This window comes from Micromonospora sp. DT53, from assembly GCF_049841535.1.
Lineage (GTDB): Bacteria > Actinomycetota > Actinomycetes > Mycobacteriales > Micromonosporaceae > Micromonospora.
This window is the reverse complement of record NZ_JBNCKM010000012.1, coordinates 90,180-110,724: the sequence shown is the minus strand read 5'-3', so window position 1 is coordinate 110,724 and position 20,545 is coordinate 90,180. Positions and strand designations below refer to the sequence as shown.

Annotated in this window: 17 protein-coding genes; 14 read left to right on the top strand and 3 right to left on the bottom strand. The window is 72.8% G+C overall.

Annotation, left to right across the window (positions count from 1 at the left end; translation table 11 throughout):
• Positions 1-316 precede the first annotated feature (316 nt).
• Positions 317-1,363 (top strand): S1 family peptidase, encoded by a 1,047-nt coding sequence (locus ACLQ3B_RS30250; RefSeq protein ID WP_425784087.1) that lies wholly within the window; start codon positions 317-319, stop codon positions 1,361-1,363.
• A 91-nt stretch (positions 1,364-1,454) separates the two neighbouring features.
• Here the strand turns inward: ACLQ3B_RS30250 and ACLQ3B_RS30245 are convergent, their stop codons facing one another.
• The gene (locus tag ACLQ3B_RS30245) at positions 1,455-2,078 is read right to left on the bottom strand and encodes a DUF998 domain-containing protein (RefSeq protein ID WP_425784086.1); all 624 of its coding nucleotides are present in this window, start codon (positions 2,076-2,078) and stop codon (positions 1,455-1,457) included.
• Positions 2,079-2,123: 45 nt separating this feature from the next.
• Complete coding sequence (locus ACLQ3B_RS30240; RefSeq protein WP_425784085.1) at positions 2,124-2,858, bottom strand: DUF998 domain-containing protein; 735 nt, start codon at positions 2,856-2,858, stop codon at positions 2,124-2,126.
• Positions 2,859-3,013: 155 nt separating this feature from the next.
• Between ACLQ3B_RS30240 and aspS the strand changes: the two genes are divergently transcribed.
• From aspS to ACLQ3B_RS30220, 4 genes are all read left to right on the top strand, one after another.
• Positions 3,014-4,819 carry an aspartate--tRNA ligase gene (gene aspS, locus ACLQ3B_RS30235; protein WP_425784084.1) on the top strand — a complete coding sequence of 602 codons (1,806 nt, stop codon included), beginning with the start codon at positions 3,014-3,016 and terminating at the stop codon, positions 4,817-4,819.
• Positions 4,820-4,920: 101 nt separating this feature from the next.
• Positions 4,921-5,733 (top strand): sugar nucleotide-binding protein, encoded by an 813-nt coding sequence (locus ACLQ3B_RS30230; protein WP_425784083.1) that lies wholly within the window; start codon positions 4,921-4,923, stop codon positions 5,731-5,733.
• A gap of 68 nt (positions 5,734-5,801) precedes the next feature.
• Positions 5,802-6,410 (top strand): ArsR/SmtB family transcription factor, encoded by a 609-nt coding sequence (locus ACLQ3B_RS30225; RefSeq protein ID WP_425784082.1) that lies wholly within the window; start codon positions 5,802-5,804, stop codon positions 6,408-6,410.
• 232 nt (positions 6,411-6,642) lie between these two features.
• A complete protein-coding gene (locus tag ACLQ3B_RS30220; protein ID WP_425784081.1) occupies positions 6,643-7,929 on the top strand; it encodes an MFS transporter in 1,287 nt (428 codons plus the stop codon).
• A gap of 34 nt (positions 7,930-7,963) precedes the next feature.
• Here the strand turns inward: ACLQ3B_RS30220 and ACLQ3B_RS30215 are convergent, their stop codons facing one another.
• A complete protein-coding gene (locus tag ACLQ3B_RS30215) occupies positions 7,964-8,704 on the bottom strand; it encodes a GNAT family N-acetyltransferase (RefSeq protein WP_425784080.1) in 741 nt (246 codons plus the stop codon).
• Between the two features lie 142 nt (positions 8,705-8,846).
• Between ACLQ3B_RS30215 and ACLQ3B_RS30210 the strand changes: the two genes are divergently transcribed.
• From ACLQ3B_RS30210 to ACLQ3B_RS30170, 9 genes are all read left to right on the top strand, one after another.
• A complete protein-coding gene (locus tag ACLQ3B_RS30210; protein ID WP_334506565.1) occupies positions 8,847-9,059 on the top strand; it encodes a hypothetical protein in 213 nt (70 codons plus the stop codon).
• Positions 9,060-9,133: 74 nt separating this feature from the next.
• Positions 9,134-10,672 carry a replication-associated recombination protein A gene (locus ACLQ3B_RS30205; protein WP_425784079.1) on the top strand — a complete coding sequence of 513 codons (1,539 nt, stop codon included), beginning with the start codon at positions 9,134-9,136 and terminating at the stop codon, positions 10,670-10,672.
• Between the two features lie 2,675 nt (positions 10,673-13,347).
• Positions 13,348-14,055, top strand: a complete 708-nt coding sequence (locus ACLQ3B_RS30200; RefSeq protein ID WP_425784237.1) for a hypothetical protein — start codon at positions 13,348-13,350, stop codon at positions 14,053-14,055.
• A 149-nt stretch (positions 14,056-14,204) separates the two neighbouring features.
• A complete protein-coding gene (locus tag ACLQ3B_RS30195; RefSeq protein ID WP_112677951.1) occupies positions 14,205-14,669 on the top strand; it encodes a DUF948 domain-containing protein in 465 nt (154 codons plus the stop codon).
• Positions 14,670-14,698: 29 nt separating this feature from the next.
• Positions 14,699-15,004, top strand: a complete 306-nt coding sequence (locus tag ACLQ3B_RS30190; protein WP_124823093.1) for a hypothetical protein — start codon at positions 14,699-14,701, stop codon at positions 15,002-15,004.
• Positions 15,001-17,679 (top strand): alanine--tRNA ligase, encoded by a 2,679-nt coding sequence (alaS, locus tag ACLQ3B_RS30185; protein ID WP_425784078.1) that lies wholly within the window; start codon positions 15,001-15,003, stop codon positions 17,677-17,679. Before ACLQ3B_RS30190 ends, alaS begins: the two co-directional genes overlap by 4 nt.
• 72 nt (positions 17,680-17,751) lie before the next feature.
• A complete protein-coding gene (gene ruvX, locus ACLQ3B_RS30180) occupies positions 17,752-18,210 on the top strand; it encodes a Holliday junction resolvase RuvX (RefSeq protein ID WP_425784077.1) in 459 nt (152 codons plus the stop codon).
• The gene (gene mltG, locus ACLQ3B_RS30175; RefSeq protein ID WP_425784076.1) at positions 18,210-19,406 is read left to right on the top strand and encodes an endolytic transglycosylase MltG; all 1,197 of its coding nucleotides are present in this window, start codon (positions 18,210-18,212) and stop codon (positions 19,404-19,406) included. The genes ruvX and mltG overlap by 1 nt, the downstream gene beginning before the upstream one ends.
• Before the next feature lie 102 nt (positions 19,407-19,508).
• A complete protein-coding gene (locus ACLQ3B_RS30170; RefSeq protein WP_425784236.1) occupies positions 19,509-20,336 on the top strand; it encodes a shikimate dehydrogenase in 828 nt (275 codons plus the stop codon).
• Positions 20,337-20,545: the final 209 nt, after the last annotated feature.

Sequence of the window (20,545 nt, the reverse complement as noted above, 5' to 3'; positions counted from 1 at the left end):
CCGTACCCCCTGACGCGCGGGTGTCGTCCCGGTGGGGGAGCCCCGCCACCCAGCACCGGCAGACATTGATGACCGTGCGCGCCAAAACTGGTTCGGATGTCGGTTGGTGTGACGGTGGCTGTCCACCAGCGTGTCAGAGGTGTTGCGGCCATGTGGCCGATCAAGATCGGTAAATCCGGGCGAATCCAAGCCTTGTCAATGATCTTAAGGATGTGAATACTTCACTCTCATCCGGCAGGTTTCCCCAGATCGGCCGGGTTGCCCTCGGGTCAGCCGCCCCCGGCCAGACCCGCTCCCCCGCCCAGGAGGTTGTTACATGCGACCCACGAGGTCCTCATTCCGTGTTGCGGCTACAGTCGCCGTTTCCGGAACCCTGGTCGTCGGCTCGCTGATCGGCGCGCCCGCTCAGGCCGCTCCCGCCGCGTCGCCCGACACCGCCGCCGCGATCTCCGCGGAACTCGGCGACCGCTCCGCCGGCTCGTACATCGACGCCAGCGGCAAATCCGTCGTCACGGTGACCGACGCGGCCGCCGCCAGCAAGGCGAGCAAGGCCGGCGCCGCCGTCCGCTACGTCACCCGCGGCGCCGCCGAGCTCAACCGGGCCACGGCCGACCTGGAGCGCTCCGCGAAGATCCCGGGCACCGCCTGGTGGAGCGACCCGGTCACCAACCAGGTCGTCGTCTCCGTCGACAGCACCGTCACCGGGGCCAAGCTGGAGCGGGTCAAGGCCGCCGCCGCGCGGGCCAACGGCGCGGTCCGGGTCGAGGCCGAGGCGGGCGTGCTGAGCACCCGGATCTCGGGCGGCCAGGCCATCTACGCCGGTGGGGGCGGGCGATGCTCGCTCGGCTTCAACGTGCGCAGTGGCAGCACCTACTACTTCCTGACGGCCGGGCACTGCACCAACATCTCGGCCAGCTGGTACTCGAACTCCGCCCAGACCGCGCTGCTCGGCACCCGTACCGGCACCAGCTTCCCGGGCAACGACTACGGCATCGTGCGGCACAACAACTCGGCCAACGCCGCCGGCAACGTCTACCTCTACAACGGCAGCTACCGGGACATCACCGGCGCCGGCAACGCCTCCGTCGGCCAGTCGGTGCAGCGTTCCGGCAGCACCACCGGCCTGCACGGCGGCACGGTGAACGCGACAAACGCCACGGTGAACTACGCCGAGGGCTCGGTCTCCGGTCTGATCCGCACCAACGTCTGCGCCGAGCCGGGCGACAGCGGCGGCTCGCTCTTCGCCGGCGGCACCGCCCTGGGCATGACCTCCGGTGGTAGCGGCAACTGCCGCACCGGTGGCACGACCTACTTCCAGCCGGTCACCGAGGCGCTCAGCCGCTACGGCGTCAGCGTCTTCTGATCCCCGCACCGCTCGCGGGCCGCCGGAACTCCGGCGGCCCGCGTCGCGTTGACGGCCACCGAACGCCGACACCTGGTGAAGCCGACGGCGGTCAGCCGGGACCAGACGGTCTCGGCCGCACCCAGGAAACCAGGACGGCCCCCAGCGGTACGCCCGCCTCGGCGGCCGCCGCCAGCCGCTCTGTCAGCCCGATCCAGGTCCCGTCGGTGACGAGCTCGACGGCGAACCAGCCGACCAGCCCGAGGAGGAGCGCCGCCGCCGCGAGCGCCACCCGGCGTACGGGAGCGGGCGGGTGGCGGTGCTCCCGGTCGAGGGACGGCACCGCTCGACGGGGCACCGCCAGGGCCGGCCAGACGGCCAACGCCCCGAACGCCACACCGGCGGCCACGGCGTGTGTCGTCGAGTCACCGGCCGGGTTCTGCGGGAACGCGACCAGAACCACTGTCGCCAGCCCGCCCAGCGCGAGCAGGGCTCGGCCCGCCGGCGCGGCGCTGACCAGGCCGAGCGCGGTCGTCAGGTGACACAGGCCCAGGCCAGCCAGCCCGATCGTCATGATCCAACGATGGTCCGCACCCGTGGCGGCGAGCGCGCTGATGGTCTGCCGCACCGGGTCGAACCCGTCGGGCTGCGCGGCCTGCGCCAGCGTCCAGCCGCCGATGAGGAACAGCGGTGCGCCACCTGCCGACAGCAGGGCCCAACGGGGAACGGCGGACATCGGGCGATGGTAGCGGTGCGACGAGCGCGGTTCCCGGGCGACAACTCACGGCAGCCGGTCGGGTCGTCCGGGAGCGGGCCCACTCGGTGGTCCGAGGGGATCCGGGGGTACGACGCCGATGGTCGGCAGGTCCGGGCCGACGCGTACGGTGCCGGCGGTCGACCAGGCGAGGTGCGCCCGCCGTGCGGAAAGGACCGCCAGTAGGGGCCAGAGGGAGACCGCCACCGCCGTCACCCGCTCGGCCAGCCCGGTGCGGGACCCACTGGTCACCTCGAACGCGCACCAGCCGAAGAGCGCGAGCAGCACGAGCGTGGTGCTCAGCCCCACCGCCCGGCGGAACGCCCAGGGCGGCTCCGGTCGGCTGGGGTGCTCGGTGTCGTGGCCGCGCGGCAGCCGCAGCGCCGAGCCGGCCGGCCAGAGCACCAGGGCGAGGACGGCCACCGTGGCCGCGATCCCGTGGCTGAGCGAGCCGCCGACCGGCGGCCGGGGGAAGGCGACAAGCGCGATGGTGGCCACGCCACCGATCGCGAGCAGGAAGCGGCTGGGCAGCCCGGCCGCGTGCAGGACGGCGGCGACCGACAGGTAACAGCAGCCGAGCAGCACCAGGGCCACCACCATGATCCACGCGTCGGTGGCGTCCTGCCCCGCCAACTCGCTGATGGTGTCCCGGACCGGGTCGTACCCGACGGGTTGTCGGGCCTCCGCCACCGTCCAGCCGGCCACCAGCAGCACGGGCGCCGCCGCCGCCGTGGCGACGGCCCAGTTCGGTACGGCGCGCATTTCGCCACGTTAACCGGCGTGGCTGCCGGGGGAGTCGGGTTCGCCGGTCCACCCCACCAGCGAATCGTGCCGGCCTGCCGGGTGCCCCGGAGGCGGGGCGGCCACCCCTGACAGAATGCCGGTGAGGACTGTTCCACGATGAGGAGTTGCCAGCCGTGATCCGTACCCACAATGCCGGAAGCCTGCGCGCCGCGGACGCCGGCTCGACGGTGACGCTCGCCGGCTGGGTGGCCCGCCGCCGTGACCACGGCGGGGTCATCTTCGTCGACCTGCGCGACGGCTCCGGTGTTGTCCAGGTGGTGTTCCGTGAGGAAGACGCGCACGCGCTGCGCAACGAGTTCTGCGTGAAGGTCGTCGGCGAGGTGACCCGCCGGCCGGCCGGCAACGAGAACCACGAGCTGCCCACCGGTGAGGTCGAGGTGACAGTCGTCGAGCTGGAGGTGCTCTCCGAGGCGGCGCCGCTGCCGCTGCCGGTGGACGACCAGGTCGAGGCCGGCGACGACATCCGCCTGCGCTACCGCTACCTGGACCTGCGCCGCAGTGGCCCGGCGAACGCGCTGCGGCTGCGTTCGCGCGCCAGTCAGCTCGCCCGGGGCGTGCTGCACGAGCGGGACTTCCTGGAGATCGAGACGCCGACGCTGACCCGCTCGACGCCGGAGGGCGCCCGCGACTTCCTGGTGCCGGTGCGCCTGCAGCCCGGCAGCTGGTACGCGCTGCCGCAGTCGCCGCAGCTGTTCAAGCAGCTGCTGATGGTCGGCGGCATGGAGCGGTACTACCAGATCGCCCGCTGCTACCGCGACGAGGACTTCCGCGCCGACCGGCAGCCGGAGTTCACCCAGCTCGACATCGAGATGTCGTTCGTCACCGAGGACGACGTGATCGACCTCGGTGAGGCGATCGTCTCGACGCTGTGGAAGGACCTGGCCGGGCACGAGATCTCCGGGCCGATCCCGCGGATCACCTGGCACGACGCGATGGCCCGGTACGGCTCGGACAAGCCGGACCTGCGCTACGGCGTCGAGCTGACCGAGCTGACCGAGTACCTGCGCGGCACCGAGTTCCGGGTCTTCGCCGGGGCGATCGACGCGGGCGGTTACGTCGGCGCGGTGGTGATGCCGGGCGGCGCGGCGCAGAGCCGCAAGGAGTTGGACGGCTGGCAGGACTGGGCGAAGGCGCGTGGCGCCCGCGGTCTGGCCTACGTGGTGCTGGACGCCGAGACCGGCGAGGCGCGCGGCCCGGTGGCGAAGAACCTCTCCGCGGAGCATTTGGCCGGGCTCGCCGACACGGTCGGCGCCAAGCCGGGTGACGCGGTGTTCTTCGCCGCGAGCGCCACCACGCGGGAGGCGCAGGAGCTGCTCGGGGCGGCCCGCGTCGAGATCGCCAAGCGGTCCGGCCTGATCGACGAGAGCACCTGGGCGTTCTGCTGGGTGGTCGACGCGCCGATGTTCGAACGCACGGACGAGGGCGGTTGGACGGCCGTGCACCACCCGTTCACCTCGCCGAACGCGGAGTGGGTCGACCGGTTCGAGGAGGCTCCGGACCGGGCCCTGGCGTACGCGTACGACATCGTCTGCAACGGCAACGAGATCGGCGGCGGGTCGATCCGTATCCACCGGGGTGACGTGCAGAAGCGGGTCTTCGACCTGCTCGGCATCACTCCCGAGGAGGCGCAGGACAAGTTCGGCTTCCTGCTGGAGGCGTTCAAGTACGGCGCGCCGCCGCACGGCGGCATCGCGTTCGGCTGGGACCGGGTGTGCATGCTGCTCGCCGGTGCCGACTCCATCCGTGAGGTCATCGCCTTCCCGAAGACCCGGGGCGGCTTCGACCCGCTGACCAGCGCCCCCACCCCGATCACCGCCCAGCAGCGCACCGAGGCCGGCATCGACGCCAAGCCCAAGCCAGCGCCCGCCGCTCACACCGGCACGGCGGGCCCCGCAGCCCCGGTAGCAGACCCGGTCTGACCCCACGCCCCGCCCTTGCTTGGTTGATCAAGAGGTTTGCGTCATCATCGCCCCGCGAGATGACGCAAACCTCTTGATCAATGGTGGGGGAGTGGGCTGGGATGCGGGTTCTTGTTGTCGGGGGTAGTGGGTTACTGGGGCGGGAGGTTTGTCGGCGGGGCGTGAGCGCCGGCTGGTCAGTTGTCGGGACGTTCCACTCCGGTGAGATCGCCGTGCCGGGTGTCGTGGCACGGCGGTTGGACGTGACCGACCGGGCCGCCGTGCGCGCGCTGGTCGGCGAGGTGCGGCCGGACGCCGTGGTCGGCACCCCCTATCGGTACGACGACTGGGCGGTCACCGCCGACGGGGCCGCGTACGTGGCGGTCGCCGCCGCCGAGGTGGGCGCCCGGCTGGTGCACGTGTCCAGTGACGCGCTGCACGCCGGACGGCCCGTGCCGTACGCCGACGACGAACCACCCACACCTGTGCACGCCTACGGTGCCGCCAAGGCCGCCGCCGAGACCGCCGTGCGGGCGATCGACCCGGGCGCGGCCCTGGTGCGGACCTCCCTGATCGTGGGGGAGGGCAGCAAGCAGATCCAGCTCTGCCGGGATGCGCTCGCCGGCCGGGCCACCCTGTTCAGCGACGAACTGCGCTGCCCGATCGACGTCGCCGACCTGGCCGACGCCGTGCTGGAGTTGGTCGCCTCGTCGTACGCCGGTCTGCTCAACGTGGCCGGCCCGGACGCGGTCAGCCGGGCGGAGCTGGGCCTGCTGGTCGCCGAGCGGTACGGCCTGGACGCGGCCGGGCTGAAGACCACGACCAGCGCGGCGAGCGGCCTGGTCCGCCCGCTGGACGTCCGCCTCGACTCCACCCGTGCCGCAGGCCTGCTGCGCACCCGGCTGCGCGGAGTCCGCGAGGTCCTCGCCCCCTGAACGGGCGCGTGCACACTTTCTATGCACAACTATTGTGCATAGAAAGTGTGCAGAGATAGTGTGCAGTCATGGTGAACGACGAAGGCGTCTCGCGGCCGGTGCTGCGTGAAGTGCGGATCGACAAACGGCAGGTCCGGGTGCTGGCGCATCCGCTGCGAATGCGGCTGGTCGGAGCGCTGCGCGTGAAGGGGCCCGCTACCGCGACCACCCTCGCCGAACTGCTCGGCACCAACACCGGCGCAACCAGCTACCACCTGCGACAGCTCGCCGAGGTCGGGCTGGTCATTGAGGATCCCGAACGGGGCAGCGGGCGGCAGCGCTGGTGGCAGGCCGCCCACGACGTCACCAACTGGGAGCCGTCTGACTTCGACGACGACCCCGACGCCCGGGCCGCGATCGAGTGGATCCAGGGCGACCAGGTGCGTCTCCTCGCGGAAACCGCCGACCGCTGGTTCGCCACCCAGCACGAGTGGTCGGCCGCCTGGCGGGACGGATTCGGCATGGGCGACATCTTCATGACCATTCCGCCGGCCCGGCTGGAAGAACTCAAGGCGGAGGTGTGGCAGGTGCTGGAGCGGTACCACCGCGAGGCCGAGCCCGCCGCCTCCACCGACCCGGAGGCCCGCCCGGTGCAGGTGTTCCTGGCTGCCTACCCGTTGCGCGAGGGCCTCCAGTGAGGGCGAGGAGTGAGCCGGGGTTGCGAGCCCCGCAGTCGCGAACCGAGGTGTCGTCGTGAGCGCGAGGAGTGAGCCGGGTTTGCGAGCCCCGCAGTCGCGAACCGAGGTGTCGTCGTGAGCGCGAGGAGTGAGCGGGGTTTGCGAGCCCCGCAGTCGCGAACCGAGGTGTCGTCGTGAGCGCGAGGAGTGAGCGGGGTTTGCGAGCCCCGCAGTCGCGAACGGAGGTGGTGTCGTGAGCGCGCTGACCGTACGCCAGGTTCGCCGTCGTTACCTCACGCTGTACGGCCTGCGCTGGCTGCCCACGGGTCTGATGATCCCGGTGATGATCCTGCTGATGCAGGAGCGCGGCCTGTCGTTGCCGCAGATCGGCCTGGTCTTCACCGCGCAAGGGCTGCTGGTGCTCGCGCTGGAGTTGCCCACCGGCGGGCTCGCCGACGCCCTCGGCCGCCGGCCGGTGCTGCTCGTCGCCGGGGTGCTCAGCCTCGTCTCGCTGACGCTGTTCGCGGTGGCCAACTCGTTCTGGGTGTTCTTCCTGGTCTATGCGGTGCAGGGGATCTACCGGGCACTGGACAGCGGCCCGCTGGAGTCGTGGTACGTCGACGCGACCCTGGCCGCCGACTCGGAGGCCGAGTATGAACGCGGCCTCGGGCACGCCGGGGCCGTCAGCGGCGGGGCCATCGGCGCCGGCGCGCTGCTCAGCGGTGGCCTGGTCGCCCTGGGTTCGATCGGGCCGGTCAGCGCGCTCACAGTGCCCGTGCTGGCCGCGATCGTCGCGCAGGCGGGGGCGCTCGTCGCGCTTGTCGTGCTGCTTGTCGAGGAGCGGCCGGCCACCGGGGTGGCGGCGCTGCGGGCCTCGGTGGTCCAGGCGCCCCGGATGGTCAGCCAGGCGTTCGGGCTGCTGCGCCGTTCCCGGGTGTTGCTGGCGCTGGTGTCGGTGGAACTGTTCTGGGGCTTCGGCATGATCACCTTCGAGTCGCTGCTGCCGGTTCGGCTCGCCGAGGTGATCGGCAACCCGGAACGGGCCGCCGCGCTGCTCGGGCCGGCCAGTTCGGCCGCCTGGCTCGCCTCGGCGGCGGGCGCGGCACTGACCCCCCTGCTGCTGCGCTGGTTCGGCGCCGCGCCGGGCGCGGCCCTGCTGCGTGTCCTCCAGGGCGTGACGGTGGTCGGCATGGGGCTGTTCGCCGGACCGGTCGGCGTGCTGGTGGCCTACCTGGCCTGCTACGCCGTGCACGGTGCGTCCAACCCGCTGCACAGTGGGCTGCTGCACCGGCAGGTCGACGGTCCGTACCGGACCAGCGTGCTCTCGCTGAACTCGATGATGGCGCAGCCGGCCGCCGCGCTCGGTGGGGTGGTGCTCACCGCGCTCGCCGCCGCCACCAGCGTCAGCACCGCGATGGTGGTCGGCGCTGTGGTGTTGGCCGTCGCCGCACCGCTCTACCTGCCCGCCTGGCTGGCCGGCCGCCGAGCCGTCCCGGCCGTCGAGCCGACCGCCGTTCCGGTGCCCGCCGCCGACCGTTGAGGGAAGGCCCCTCGCCTGACTGGCAGCCGGCCGGTCAGGCGAGGCGGATCGAGCTGAGCGGGAGGGTGTTGGTGTAGCCGAGCCGACGGTAGAGCCGCGCCGCACCGACGTTGTGTGTATAGACGCCGAGCGCCACCATGTCGTGGCGGGTCAGCAGCGCCCGGGTCATCCCGGCGGTCAGGGACGCGCCCAGCCCTCGACCGCGCTGGTCGGGGGCGACGGTCAGACCGGCGACGAAGCCGAGTTCACCCTGGCTGCGGTCCGCGCCGCACGCCACCAACCGGTCGCCGGCCCGGATGCCGTACCAGTCGACCACCCGTGGGTCGCCCGGGCGGGAGGTGCTGCTGGGGAACGACTCCTCGACAAGCGCTGCCAGCGCCGGCTGGTCGGCGGCGGTGAGGCGTACCACCTGCTGCTCGTCGCGCTGCTGCGGCGGCGACGTGTCCGTCCAGTGGAAGTCCCAGTCGGTGTGCTCGGCCACCGCCAGCCGGTCGACCAGCAGACCACGATCGTGTCGAGGCAGGTGCACCCGCTGTCCGGGCTGGAGCATCCCGTCGGCGGCGAGCGCGACGCAGATCTCCAGCGCCGGTTCGACCGGGCCGATCGCGCAGCCGGCCGGTCCGAACTCGGGCGGAACCATCCACAGCACGGCGCCGTCGCGCCGGTACCCGCGCGCCGGCGCGGCCCGCCCGAGCGCGTGCCGGGCGAACGGGTGCTGGCCGGCGGCGGCCAGGATGGCGTCCCGGTCCTGGAGCACCTGGTCGTTGATGATCATGCTGTTCAGCCTAGGAGCCGGGGAGCGAACAAGCGCGTCGGGGCCGCCGCGGTGCGGCACCTCTCCACCGTGGAGATTGGCGAGTCGACCGATTGGGTACATCACGCGCCGACCTACTGGGAACCCCCACCGGAGGACCGACATGCTCGCCATTCTCGCGGCCATCGTCTTTGGCTTTGCCCTGCTGCTCGACCTGCTCGACACCAACTTCGGCGCACCCGACCTGTTCAACTGGAACACCCTCGTGCTCATCGGGCTGCTCCTGCTCTCCCTCTACCTGGCCGGCGTGGGCAGCGGCCCGCGCGGCGGTGGCGGCGGCCGTTGGTACCGGGGCCGTCGCCCCGGGCGTGGCTGACCGGAACCGATCACCGGTGGCGGGCCCGCGGCGCGATTCCGGCGTCGTGGGCCCGGCCCGGTACTGTCTTCGTGATGGAGTCCGACGCCCTCTTCTCCCTCGGTGAACCCGCCGGGTCGCGCAGCGCGCCCGCCGGTCCCGCCGGTGTCGACGGCTTCACCGCGGTGGCCGACGATTCGCCCCTGCCCGTCCGGATGCGCCCGGTGACCCTCGACGAGCTGGTCGGGCAGGAGCACCTGCTCGCCCCCGGCGCACCCCTGCGGCAACTGGTCTCCGGCGGGGCTCCGATGTCGGTGATCCTCTGGGGCCCACCGGGCAGCGGCAAGACCACCATCGCGCACCTGGTCGCCGGTGCGACCGACCGCCGTTTCGTCGCCATGTCGGCGCTCTCCGCCGGCGTGAAGGACGTCCGGGCGGTGATCGAGGCGGCTCGCCGCCAGCGCCGGTCCGGCGGCCCACAGACCGTGCTCTTCATCGACGAGGTGCACCGGTTCAGCAAGACCCAACAGGATTCGCTGCTCGCCGCCGTCGAGGACCGTACGGTCACCCTGCTGGCGGCGACCACCGAGAACCCGTACTTCTCGGTCATCTCACCGCTGCTGTCGCGGTGCGTGCTGCTCACCCTGCAACCGTTGGACGACGAGGCGGTGCGGGGCCTGCTGCGCCGCGCGGTCGCCGACAAGCGTGGCCTGGACGGCGCGCTCGCCCTGACCACCGAGGCCGAGGACCACCTGGTCCGGCTGGCCGCCGGTGACGTCCGTAAGGCACTCACCGCCCTGGAGGCGGCGGCGGCCTCCGCCACGGCCCTCGGCGGCGGGCGGATCGACCTGGCCACCGCCGAGCAGGCGGTCGACGTGGCGGCGGTGCGTTACGACCGCGACGGCGACGCCCACTACGACGTGGTCAGCGCCTTCATCAAGAGCATGCGTGGCTCGGACGTGGACGCGGCCGTGCACTGGCTGGCCCGCATGCTGGTCGCCGGTGAGGACGCCCGGTTCATCGCGCGTCGTCTGGTCATCTTCGCCAGCGAGGACGTCGGCATGGCCGATCCCGGGGCGCTCAGCGTCGCGACCGCCGCCGCGCACGCGGTCGAGTACGTCGGGCTGCCCGAGGCGCAGCTCAACCTCGCCCAGGCGGTGATCCACCTGGCCACCGCGCCCAAGTCGAACTCGGCCACCACCGCCATCGGCGCCGCGATCGCCGACGTCCGGGCCGGCCGCGGTGGGTCGGTGCCGCGAGGACTGCGCGACGCGCACTACGCCGGCGCCCGAGGGTTGGGCCACGGGACCGGCTACCGCTACCCGCACGACGACCAGCGCGGCGTGGTCACCCAGCAGTACGTCCCGGACGACCTGGTGGGCACCGACTACTACCAGCCCAGCCCGCACGGCGCGGAGCGGTCGGTGGCCAGCCGGCTGCCGCTGCTACGTCGGATCGTGCGGGGTCTGCCGGCCCCGGCCGCCCGTCCGGAGACGTCGACATCCGGGCCGTCCGTAACGGCGCAGACCGCGCCAACGCTATCCCCGGGGGCCGTCCGGCCGACGACGGGCACGGGTGCCTCCGGCACGATGCAGGACAGCGGCACCGACGCCGCAGGAGAGGGTCAACAGTGAGATCGCGTGGTGGGGACCGCCCGGACGACGAGGGCCCGGACGAGCGGCGCGATCCCCGCGCCAAGACCCGCCGTTGGGGTCGCGGCCGGGCGGCTGAGCCCGAGCCGGCTGAGCCGGTCGCCGGCGAGGAGTTCGGCTGGATCGACGACCTGCGCTCGGCCAAGGAGCAACGTACCGAGCTGGGCCCGGACGGCGCACCCGCGGAGCCGAACCGGCCCCGCGGGGGCATGCCGCCGGCAGACCCCTCCGGGCCGCCGGCACAGCCCACCCCGCGGACGCCGGCAGAGCCGGCAGGTGCGCGCGGCAGTGCGCCGGAGTCCTCGGCGCCGCCGGCCCCGCGCCAGGGGGACCCGGGCGCCGCCGCCCGTCGACAGGTGGACGGTCCCTGGCCGGGGGAGACGCCGCCAGCGGGCCGCCGCCCGGATGACCGGCCACCCGCCGCCGGTCCCGCCGCACCCGGGCAGCCGCCGCGCCGCGGCGTGCAACAGGTGCCCGGCGCCCGTGCTGCCGTACCACAGTCGCCACCCTCCGCTCGCCCGGGCGGGGGTGACCCGGCCGGCCCGCAGGGGCCTCGCCCGGCACCCGAGGCGCCCGGTGGCCCGGCCCGTTCTCGCGGTGCGGCGGCCCCTCCCGGCCCACCCTCGGGCCCTCCGACCACAGGCGCCCCGGCCGGTCGTCGCCCGGACGCCTCCGCTGCGCCGGGCCGTCGTCCGGACGTCGCTGTTCCGCCGGGCCGTCATCAGGACCCCGCCGCACCCGCTGGGCATCCCGACGCGATGCCGCCGCTGCGCCGTCCGGACGCTGGTCCGTCGGGCCGCCGACCCGGCCCGGAGCAGCCGGTCGAGCCCGGCCGTGCCCGGCCGCCCGCCGACGGCACGCCCGCGGGTCGACGCGCCGTCGGCCCGACATCCGACCCGGCGCGGGCCGCCGGAGCAGCGGCCGCCCCCGGGCCGGCCCGCTTCGACGGCGCGCCGGCTGGCGTCGTGCCGCCGGCCGAGGACGGCCTGCGGCCCGACCCCGCCATCGATCGTGACCCGCGTACCGCCCGGCGTCGTCCGGGCCCGGCCGACCCCGGTGCTCCCGAGCCCAGCGGGCGGCGCGACGCCGAGCGTGCCCGTCCGGCAGCCGGCGGGCGTCGCCGCGCCGCCGAGCCGGACGAGCCGGTGGTGCCCCGTTCGGGCAACGCGCCACCCGTGCCCCGCTCGGGCAACGCGCCACCCGTGCCCCGCTCGGGCAACGCGCCACCCATGCCCCGCTCGGGCAACGCGTCGTCGGTGCCCGAGGCGACCGGCGCGCACAGCGGCGCACTGCCCACTGCCGGCCCCACCGCCGGCCCCACCGCGGGCCCCGCCGACGGCACCGGTCGCCGCCGGGTCGTCTCGGGTGAACCGGAACGCCGAACGCCACCCGCCGGCGAGCCCCGCCTGGACCGTCCGGACCGTCCGGAGCGGCCCGCGGACTGGCTCCGCCAGGCCGGCCGCCTGCCACACACCGACCCCGGCCTGCCGGTGGTCGACCGCCGAGACGGCAGCCCGCCGGCCGGGGGTCGCCACCCGGCGCCGGCCACCGGGCCGGCGGACCTCGCCGACCAGGCGTCCGGTCGGCTCGCCGTACCGGACCCGGCTGCGGAGCGCACCGCCGCCCACCGGCCCGCCGGCCCACCGGTCGACCCGGGCGCGGACGCGCCGACCGGTCGTCGCGCCGTCCGGCCCGACGGGTCGGGATCCACCGGCGAGCAGGCACTGCCCTATCCGCCGGCGCCCGGTGAACGGCCCACCCGTGGGCGGGGCGCGGCGGCAGTACCGACTCCGGACCCCACCGGTCGGCGCGGCCGTGCCGTGGCGGGGCCCGGCCCGGACGCACCGCCCACCTCGGACCCGGCCGGCCGCCGACGTCGAACCGAGCCCGGCCAGGAGGGTACGGCCGGCCCCGGTCGACCCGGGCCCGCCGGAGACCAGGGCGACGACCCCTACGCCGGTGGGCGACCCGCCGCCGGTCCCGCGGCTCGGGGCGCGGCCCGCTCCGCCCCACCCGGCCGGGCCCGACCCATCCCCGGCGACGCGCCGGCATCCGGCACCGTGCGCCGTGGCGTTGACGGCCCACCGCGCCCCGGCCCAGGTGTCGACGCGGCACCCCGGGACGCGACGCGTCCGGACGCCCGGGACGCGACCCGCCCGGACGCCCGGGACGCGACGCGTCCGGACGCCCGGGACGCGACGCGTCCGGACGCCCGGGACGCGACGCGTTCGGACGCCCGGGACGCGACGCGTCCGGACGCCCGGGACGCGACGCGTTCGGACGGTCCGGCGCGTGCGGCTGTCCCGCCAGGTGTGGATGGTCCGCCACGTTCACGTCCGGACGGTCCGGCGCGTGCCGCCGTCCGCCCGCCCGGCGCACAGCCACCCACCGACGACCGGACGGTCGGTGAGCCGGGCCCGGCCGGCCCGGCCCGTGGTGGTGCGCCGGTCGGCCGATCGGCGCCGGCAGACCGTGCCGCCGGACGTGCCCTGCCCCCGCATCGCGAGCCCGGTCGTGCCGAGCCCAGCGGTGTCGCGCCCGTGCCGCCACCCGGACGCCCCACCGAGCCCGTTGGCGTGGCTCGCGCCGCCGCCGTGGTGCCCGCCGCGTCCGGCCCGGTCGACAGGTCGGCGCCGGAGCCCTCCGACGGACCGGCGCTGCGTGCGGCCGGTCAGGACGCGTCGGACGACGACGCCGCGCCGGGTGCCCGTTCCGAGGAACGCCGGCAGACCCGTGAACGGCGCCGCCTGCGCGCCGCGGTACTGGTGCTGGTCAGCGTGGTGCTGCTCGGCGCGCTGCCGCTCTTCTTCGGCATCCGGACGCTGAGCCGTGACCCGGTCTTCGACAACCTGGACCAGCTCGGCGTGCCCGGCTGGGCGGCCGCGAAGACTGTCGACGACGTCAGCGGCAGCCGATGGTGCCTGCTCGACTGCCGGCTGCGTGAGCGCACCGTGACCTCGGAGAAGGCGCCCAAGGAGACGGCGCAGGTCTACGAGGACGCGCTGCGCCAGGACGGGTGGCGGCCGTGGAAGGTGAGCCGCTGCCCGGAGCAGCAGACGAAGGGCAGCTACACCTGCTGGCGTCGCGACGAGCTGACCCTGGACCTGTGGGTGCGCGAGCCGACCTGTGTGCCACCGCCGGTCGACGGGGAGCCGGCAGTCACGCCGTCGGCCGACCCGTCCGCCGACCCGTCGGCCGCTGCGACCGAGTGCACCGGCTCGTTGGTGTCGGTGAAGGTGCGCAACGCGATCGACGACGAGCGGACCAGGCCGCAGCCGACCACCGACCCGTCACTGACCGGTGAGGATCCGTTCCCGACGGTCAGCGCGGACCCGCTGGGTGAGCTGACACCCTCACCGTCCTGAGCCGGTCTCCATCACGGACGGTAGGGTCTGGGGCTGGCGGGCACGCCCGCTACCGGTGACAGCCGCCGACTCGGCGACCGGTACGGGTGCCATGGTTGTGCGTTCCGGGGACGTCGGGTCCTGCGGAACTCTGTTTGAGGAGGACAGGCGTGGGCGACATTGGAGCGATCGCGGCGCTGATCGCTGCATCCGCTTTCGCGGTGCTGGTGCTCATCCTGACGCTGCCCATCCTGCGGCTGCGGCACACGGTTGACGCCACCACCCGCATGATCAACGACCTCAACGATCGGACCGCACCGCTGCTCGGCGACGTGAACACCACTGTGAAGAACGTCAACACCGCGCTGGAGCAGGTGCAGACCTCGCTCGACGGTGTGAACCTCCAGCTGGCGAAGGTCGACACCATGACCAGCCACGCGCAGAACGTCACCGCCAACGTCGCCAACCTGGCCACCGTCGTCTCCGCGGCGGCCGCCAACCCGTTGGTCAAGGTGGCCGCGTTCGGCTACGGCGTGCGGAAGGCCGCCGCCGGCCGCCGGCACGCCGAAACCGAGCGCGAGGTACGCGACACCATCAAGCAGCAGCGACGGGCCGCGCGACGCGGCAACAGCTGACCGACCGGCGCACCAGGAGGTAGCGGGACATGAGGCGCTTGTTCTGGCTCGGTATCGGGGTGGCCGTCGGTGTGGTCGTGGTCCGCAAGGCGACCCGGACCGCCCAGTCGTACACGCCGGCGGGCATCGCCAGCTCGCTGACGGAATCCGCTGGCGGGCTCGTCGAGTCGCTGCGTAGTTTCGTGGAGGACGTCCGGGTCGGGATGGCCGAACGCGAGCAGGAGATCCACCACGCGTTCGCCCAGGGCGAGGCGTTCGACGACAAGTTCGCCGACCTGCGGGAAGACCCGCGGATCGGCGATCGAGAAATCTTTCCGGAGGAACACCAGCGATGAAGACGGCGGAGATCAAGCGGCGGTACCTCGCGCACTTCGAGGCGAATGGCCACACCGTGGTGCCGTCCGCTCCGCTGCCCGCCATCAGCGACCCGAACCTGCTGTTCGTCAACGCCGGCATGGTGCAGTTCGTCCCGTACTTCCTGGGTCAGCAGACTCCGGCGTACCAGCGGGCGGTAAGCGTGCAGAAGTGCCTGCGCACCCCGGACATCGACGAGGTCGGCAAGACCAGCCGGCACGGCACGTTCTTCCAGATGAACGGCAACTTCTCCTTCGGCGACTACTTCAAGGCCGGCGCGATCCCGCTGGCCTGGGAGTTGTCCACGAAGCCGATCGCCGAGGGTGGTTACGGGCTGGATCCGGAGCGGATCTGGCCGACGATCTACCTCGACGACGACGAGGCGTACGAGATCTGGCGGTCGGTGGGGGTGCCGGCCGAGCGGATCGTCCGCCGGGGCAAGGCGGACAACTTCTGGTCGATGGGCATTCCCGGGCCGTGCGGTCCGTCGTCGGAGCTGTTCTACGACCGGGGCCCGGAGTACGGCCGCGAGGGCGGCCCGGCGGTCGACGAGGACCGCTACATGGAGTACTGGAACCTTGTCTTCATGCAGTTCGAACGGGGTCCGGGCACGACCAAGGAGGACTACCCGATCCTGGGTGACCTGCCGGCGAAGAACATCGACACCGGCATGGGCCTGGAGCGGATGGCCTCGATCCTGCAGGGTGTGGACAACCTGTACGAGATCGACGAGGTCCGGCCGATCCTGGCCCGGGCGGCCGAGTTGACAGGCAAGCGGTACGGCGCGCACTCCGGGCACGTGGCGAGCGAGTCGCACCCGGACGACGTCCGGCTGCGGGTGATCGCGGATCACGTGCGGACCGCGCTGATGCTGATCGGCGACGGGGTGACCCCGTCCAACGAGGGCCGCGGGTACGTGCTGCGCCGGATCATGCGCCGGGCGATCCGGTCGATCCGGCTGTTGGGCTGGCAGGACCGGGCGTTGCCGGAGTTGCTGCCGGTGGCCCGGGACTGCATGGCGCCGTCGTACCCGGAGCTGGCGACCGACTTCGACCGGATCGCGGATTACGCGTACGCGGAGGAGGAGGCGTTCCTGTCCACCCTGCGGGCCGGCACCACGATCCTGGACACCGCGATCGCGGAGACCCGCACGGCGGGCGGCTCCGCGCTGTCCGGGGCGAAGGCGTTCCAGTTGCACGACACGTACGGCTTCCCGATCGACCTGACCCTGGAGATCGCCGCGGAGCAGGGCCTCACGGTCGACGACGAGGGTTTCCGGCGGCTGATGGCCGACCAGCGGACCCGGGCGAAGGCCGACGCGCAGGCCCGCAAGACGGGGCACACCGACCTGTCGGCGTACCGGTCGGTGCTGGACGCGGGTGGGCCGGTGACGTTCACCGGGTACAGCGAGGTGTCCCGCGAGTCGACGGTGCGGGCGCTGCTCGGCGCCGACGGCCCGCGTCAGGCGGCGACCGAGGGCGACACCATCGAGCTGGTGCTGGACACCACCCCGTTCTACGCCGAGGGCGGTGGTCAGCAGCCCGACCAGGGCATGATCACGGTCGGTGGCGGGCAGGTCGAGGTGCTCGACGTGCAGCAGCCGGTGCCGGGCCTGATCGTGCACCGCGCCCGGGTGATCCGGGGTGAGGTACGCGCCGGTGAGGCCGGCTTCGCCGAGATCGACACGACCCGGCGTCGGGCGATCTCCCGGTCGCACACCGCCACGCACCTGGTGCACCAGACCATGCGGAACTTCCTCGGCGAGTCGGCCACGCAGGCCGGGTCGCTGAACGCCCCGGGTCGGCTCCGGTTCGACTTCAACACCCCGACCGGGGTGTCGCCGAGCGTCCTGCGCGACGTGGAGCAGCAGGTCAACGAGGTGCTCCTGGCCGACCTGGAGGTGCACGCCTTCATCACCTCGTTGGAGGAGGCGCGGCGGATCGGCGCGATGGCGCTCTTCGGCGAGAAGTACGGCGAGGAGGTGCGGGTCGTCGAGGTGGGTGACTACGCCCGGGAGCTGTGTGGCGGCACGCACGTTGCCCGCTCGGCCCAACTCGGCCTCGTGAAGATCCTCTCCGAGTCGTCGATCGGCTCCGGTGTCCGCCGGGTCGAGGCGCTTGTCGGCATGGACGCCTTCGGCTTCCTGGCCAAGGAGCATCTGCTGGTCTCCCGGCTGGCCGAGCTGTACCGGGTGCCCAACGATCAGGTCGCCGACCGGGTGGAGCAGACCGTCACCCAGCTTCGGGACGCCGAGAAGGAGCTGGAGAAGCTGCGCGCCCAGCTGGTGCTGGGTGGCGCCGGGGCGCTCGCGGCGCAGGCCAAGGACGTGCGCGGGGTCGCGTACGTGGGCACCGAGGCGCCGGAGGGCGCGGCCGGCAACGATGTGCGCACCCTGGCCCAGGAGATCCGCGGCAAGATCGACCCGGCGCGGCCGGCGGTCGTGGCGGTGGCGGCGCGGTCGAACGGCAAGGCGTCCCTGGTGGTGGCGGTCAACGCGGCGGCGCGCGGTCGCGGCCTGGCCGCTTCGGATCTGGTGAAGGCGGCGTTCTCCGGGCGTGGCGGTGGCAGCCCCGACCTGGCCCAGGGTGGCGGTCTGCCCGCGGCCGAGGCGCCGAACCTGCTGCTCACCGTCGAGAAGGCGATCGCTGACGCGTGATAGATCATTACTGTGAGTCAGGGCGGGCCATTCGGTCCGCCCTGGTTCGTACCCGACCGGTGGTGACCGTCGGTGGCTGAGTTGACGCGCGGTGTGCGGATCGGTGTGGATGTCGGTCAGGTGCGGGTGGGGATCTCCCGCTCGGATCCGGACGGGATCTTGGCGACGCCGCTTGTCACCCTGGCGCGTGATCTCTCGGCGGCTCCGGACGCGGTGCCGAGCGACCTCGCCGAGCTGGCCGCGTTGGTGGCCGAGCACGAGGCCGTCGGGGTTGTCGTCGGTCTTCCGGTCAATCTCGCCGGCAAGCACGGCCCTGCGGCCGTCCATGTGAAGGCGTACGCTGACCGACTGGTCGATGTGATAGCGCCTGTCCCGGTAACGCTCACTGACGAGAGGATGTCGACCGTGGTCGCTTCTCGTAGGCTTGCCGAGCGTGGCGTCCGAGGTAAACGTCAACGTGCGGTTGTCGATCAGGCGGCCGCGGTGGAGATCCTGCAGAGCTGGCTGGACGCGCAGCGGAGGCGGACGTAATGATCGACGATCTAGATCTTGGGTTCGACGAGCCGGAGCGGGGGGAGAAGGGTCGGCACCGGCGCGGCTTCCGCAAGCGCAAGAGTGGGTCCGGCGGCAGCAGCCGGGGCAAGACATTCCTGGCCCTGCTGATGGCCCTGATCCTGTTGGGTGGCATCGGGGGCGTCGCGTTCTACGGCTTCGACCGCATCCAGAACTACTTCGTCACCCCCGACTACGACGGCAGTGGGGCCGGTGAGATCACCGTCGAGATCAAGAGCGGTGCGCTGATCGCCGACATGGCCGACGCCCTGGTGGCGGCCGACGTGGTGAAGAGCCAGAAGGCCTTCATCGAGGCGGCCGAGGCCAACTCGCGCAGCAAGAACATCCAGCCGGGCACGTACAAGCTGCGTAAGCAGATGAGCGGCGCGAACGCCGTGACGGCGATGCTCGACCTGAAGAACAAGATCGTCAACGGGCTGACCATCCCCGAGGGCCGCACGAGCTTCAACATCTACAAGCTGCTCTCGGAGAAGACCAAGATCCCGGTGAAGGACTTCCAGGCTGCCGCCAAGGACCCGGAAGGGCTCGGCATCCCGGACTGGTGGTTCAAGCGCGACGACGGCAAGAAGGTCGTCAAGTCTGTCGAGGGCTTCCTCTTCCCGGACACCTACGAGATTCCACCGAAGTCCACGGCCGAGAGCATCCTCAAGCTGATGGTGAACCGTTTCCTCTCGGTGAGCGGTGAGATGAAGTTCGCCGACCGGGTGCAGGAGGAGCGCAAGGTCAGTCCGTACGAGGCGCTGATCGTTGCCTCGCTGGCCCAGGCCGAGGCCGGCAACAAGGACGACCTCGGCAAGGTCGCCCGGGTGGCCTACAACCGGGTGTACGGCGAGTTCAACTGCAACTGCCTGGAGATGGACGTCACGGTCAACTACTACCTGGAGTCGATCGGCAAGCCGACCAAGTCGTCCAAGCAGATGACGGCGGCCGAGTTGGACGACCAGAAGAACCCGTACAACCGCAAGCTGCGCGGCATGATCCCCACCCCGATCAACAACCCGGGCAAGCAGGCCCTGGAAGGCGCGATGGACCCGCCGCCGGGCAAGTGGCTCTACTTCGTGGCGATCGACAAGCAGGGCCACTCTGCCTTCGCCGAGACGTACGAGGACCAGAAGCGCAACGAGAACAAGGCCAAGGAGGCCGGCATCATCTGACCGGCTGGGTGCCGCGTGAAGGCTTCCCTCCCATTGCTGGTCAGGGTCGATCCCGACGTGTGGGGGAGAGCGGAGAAATGATGTCGGCCTTGACCGGCGGTGATCGTGTCGACGCGTAGGGCCGCGGTGCTGGGCAAGCCGATCGCGCACTCCCTCTCCCCGGTGATCCACACCGCGGGTTACGTCGCCGCCGGGCTGACCGGGTGGTCGTACACCCGGATCGAGTGCGCGGCGGCGGAGCTGCCGGATCTGGTCGCCGGCCTGGGCCCGGAGTGGGCCGGGTTGTCGGTGACCATGCCGGGCAAGGAGGCGGCGCTCGCCGTGGCCGACGCCGCGTCGCCGGTCGCCGCCGCCGTCGGCGCGGCCAACACGTTGGTACGCCGTCCGGACGGCTCCTGGTACGCGGACAACACCGACGTCGCCGGCATGGTGCGGGTGCTCACCGACGCCGGTGTGACCGCCGGTGCCGCCGTGACGGTGCTCGGTGCCGGCGGGACGGCCCGCGCCGCGCTGGCCGCCGCCGCGCAGCTGGCCTGCTCGTCGGTGACGGTGGTGGCCCGGCGACCGGAGGCGGTCGAGGAGCTGCGCCCGGTGGCGCACGCGGTGGATGTGGCGCTGACGGCCGCCCGATGGGCCGACGCGCCCCGGCAGTTCTCCACCGCCGACGTGGTCGTCTCCACGGTGCCGAAGGGGGTTGCCGACCCGCTGGCCGACGCGGTGGTCTGGCGGTCGGGCGCGGTGTTCTTCGACGCGCTCTACGACCCGTGGCCGACACCGTTGGCGACCGCCGCCGAAGCGGCCGGCTGCCGGATCGTCTCCGGTCTGGATCTGCTGCTGGCTCAGGCGGTCGGGCAGTTCGAGCAGTTCACCGGGGTTGCCGCGCCGAGGGCGGCGATGGCCGCCGCGCTGGCTGCCGCTCGCGCCGGCTGACCTGCCGGACGGGCGGTCCAGAGAAGACCGAGCTCGACCGGGCGACGCGGTGACCGCGGACGGGATCCCGCTGGCCGTCCGACGCGGTCGCATGTAGCGCCGTTGACTCCGCGTACGCCTGCCCGGCATCGTGTACGACACCCCAGCGGGTGCCCCGGCACGGCTTTCTTAGCTGACGGTTAAGACGCGCTTACGGGAAACTGTCCTAC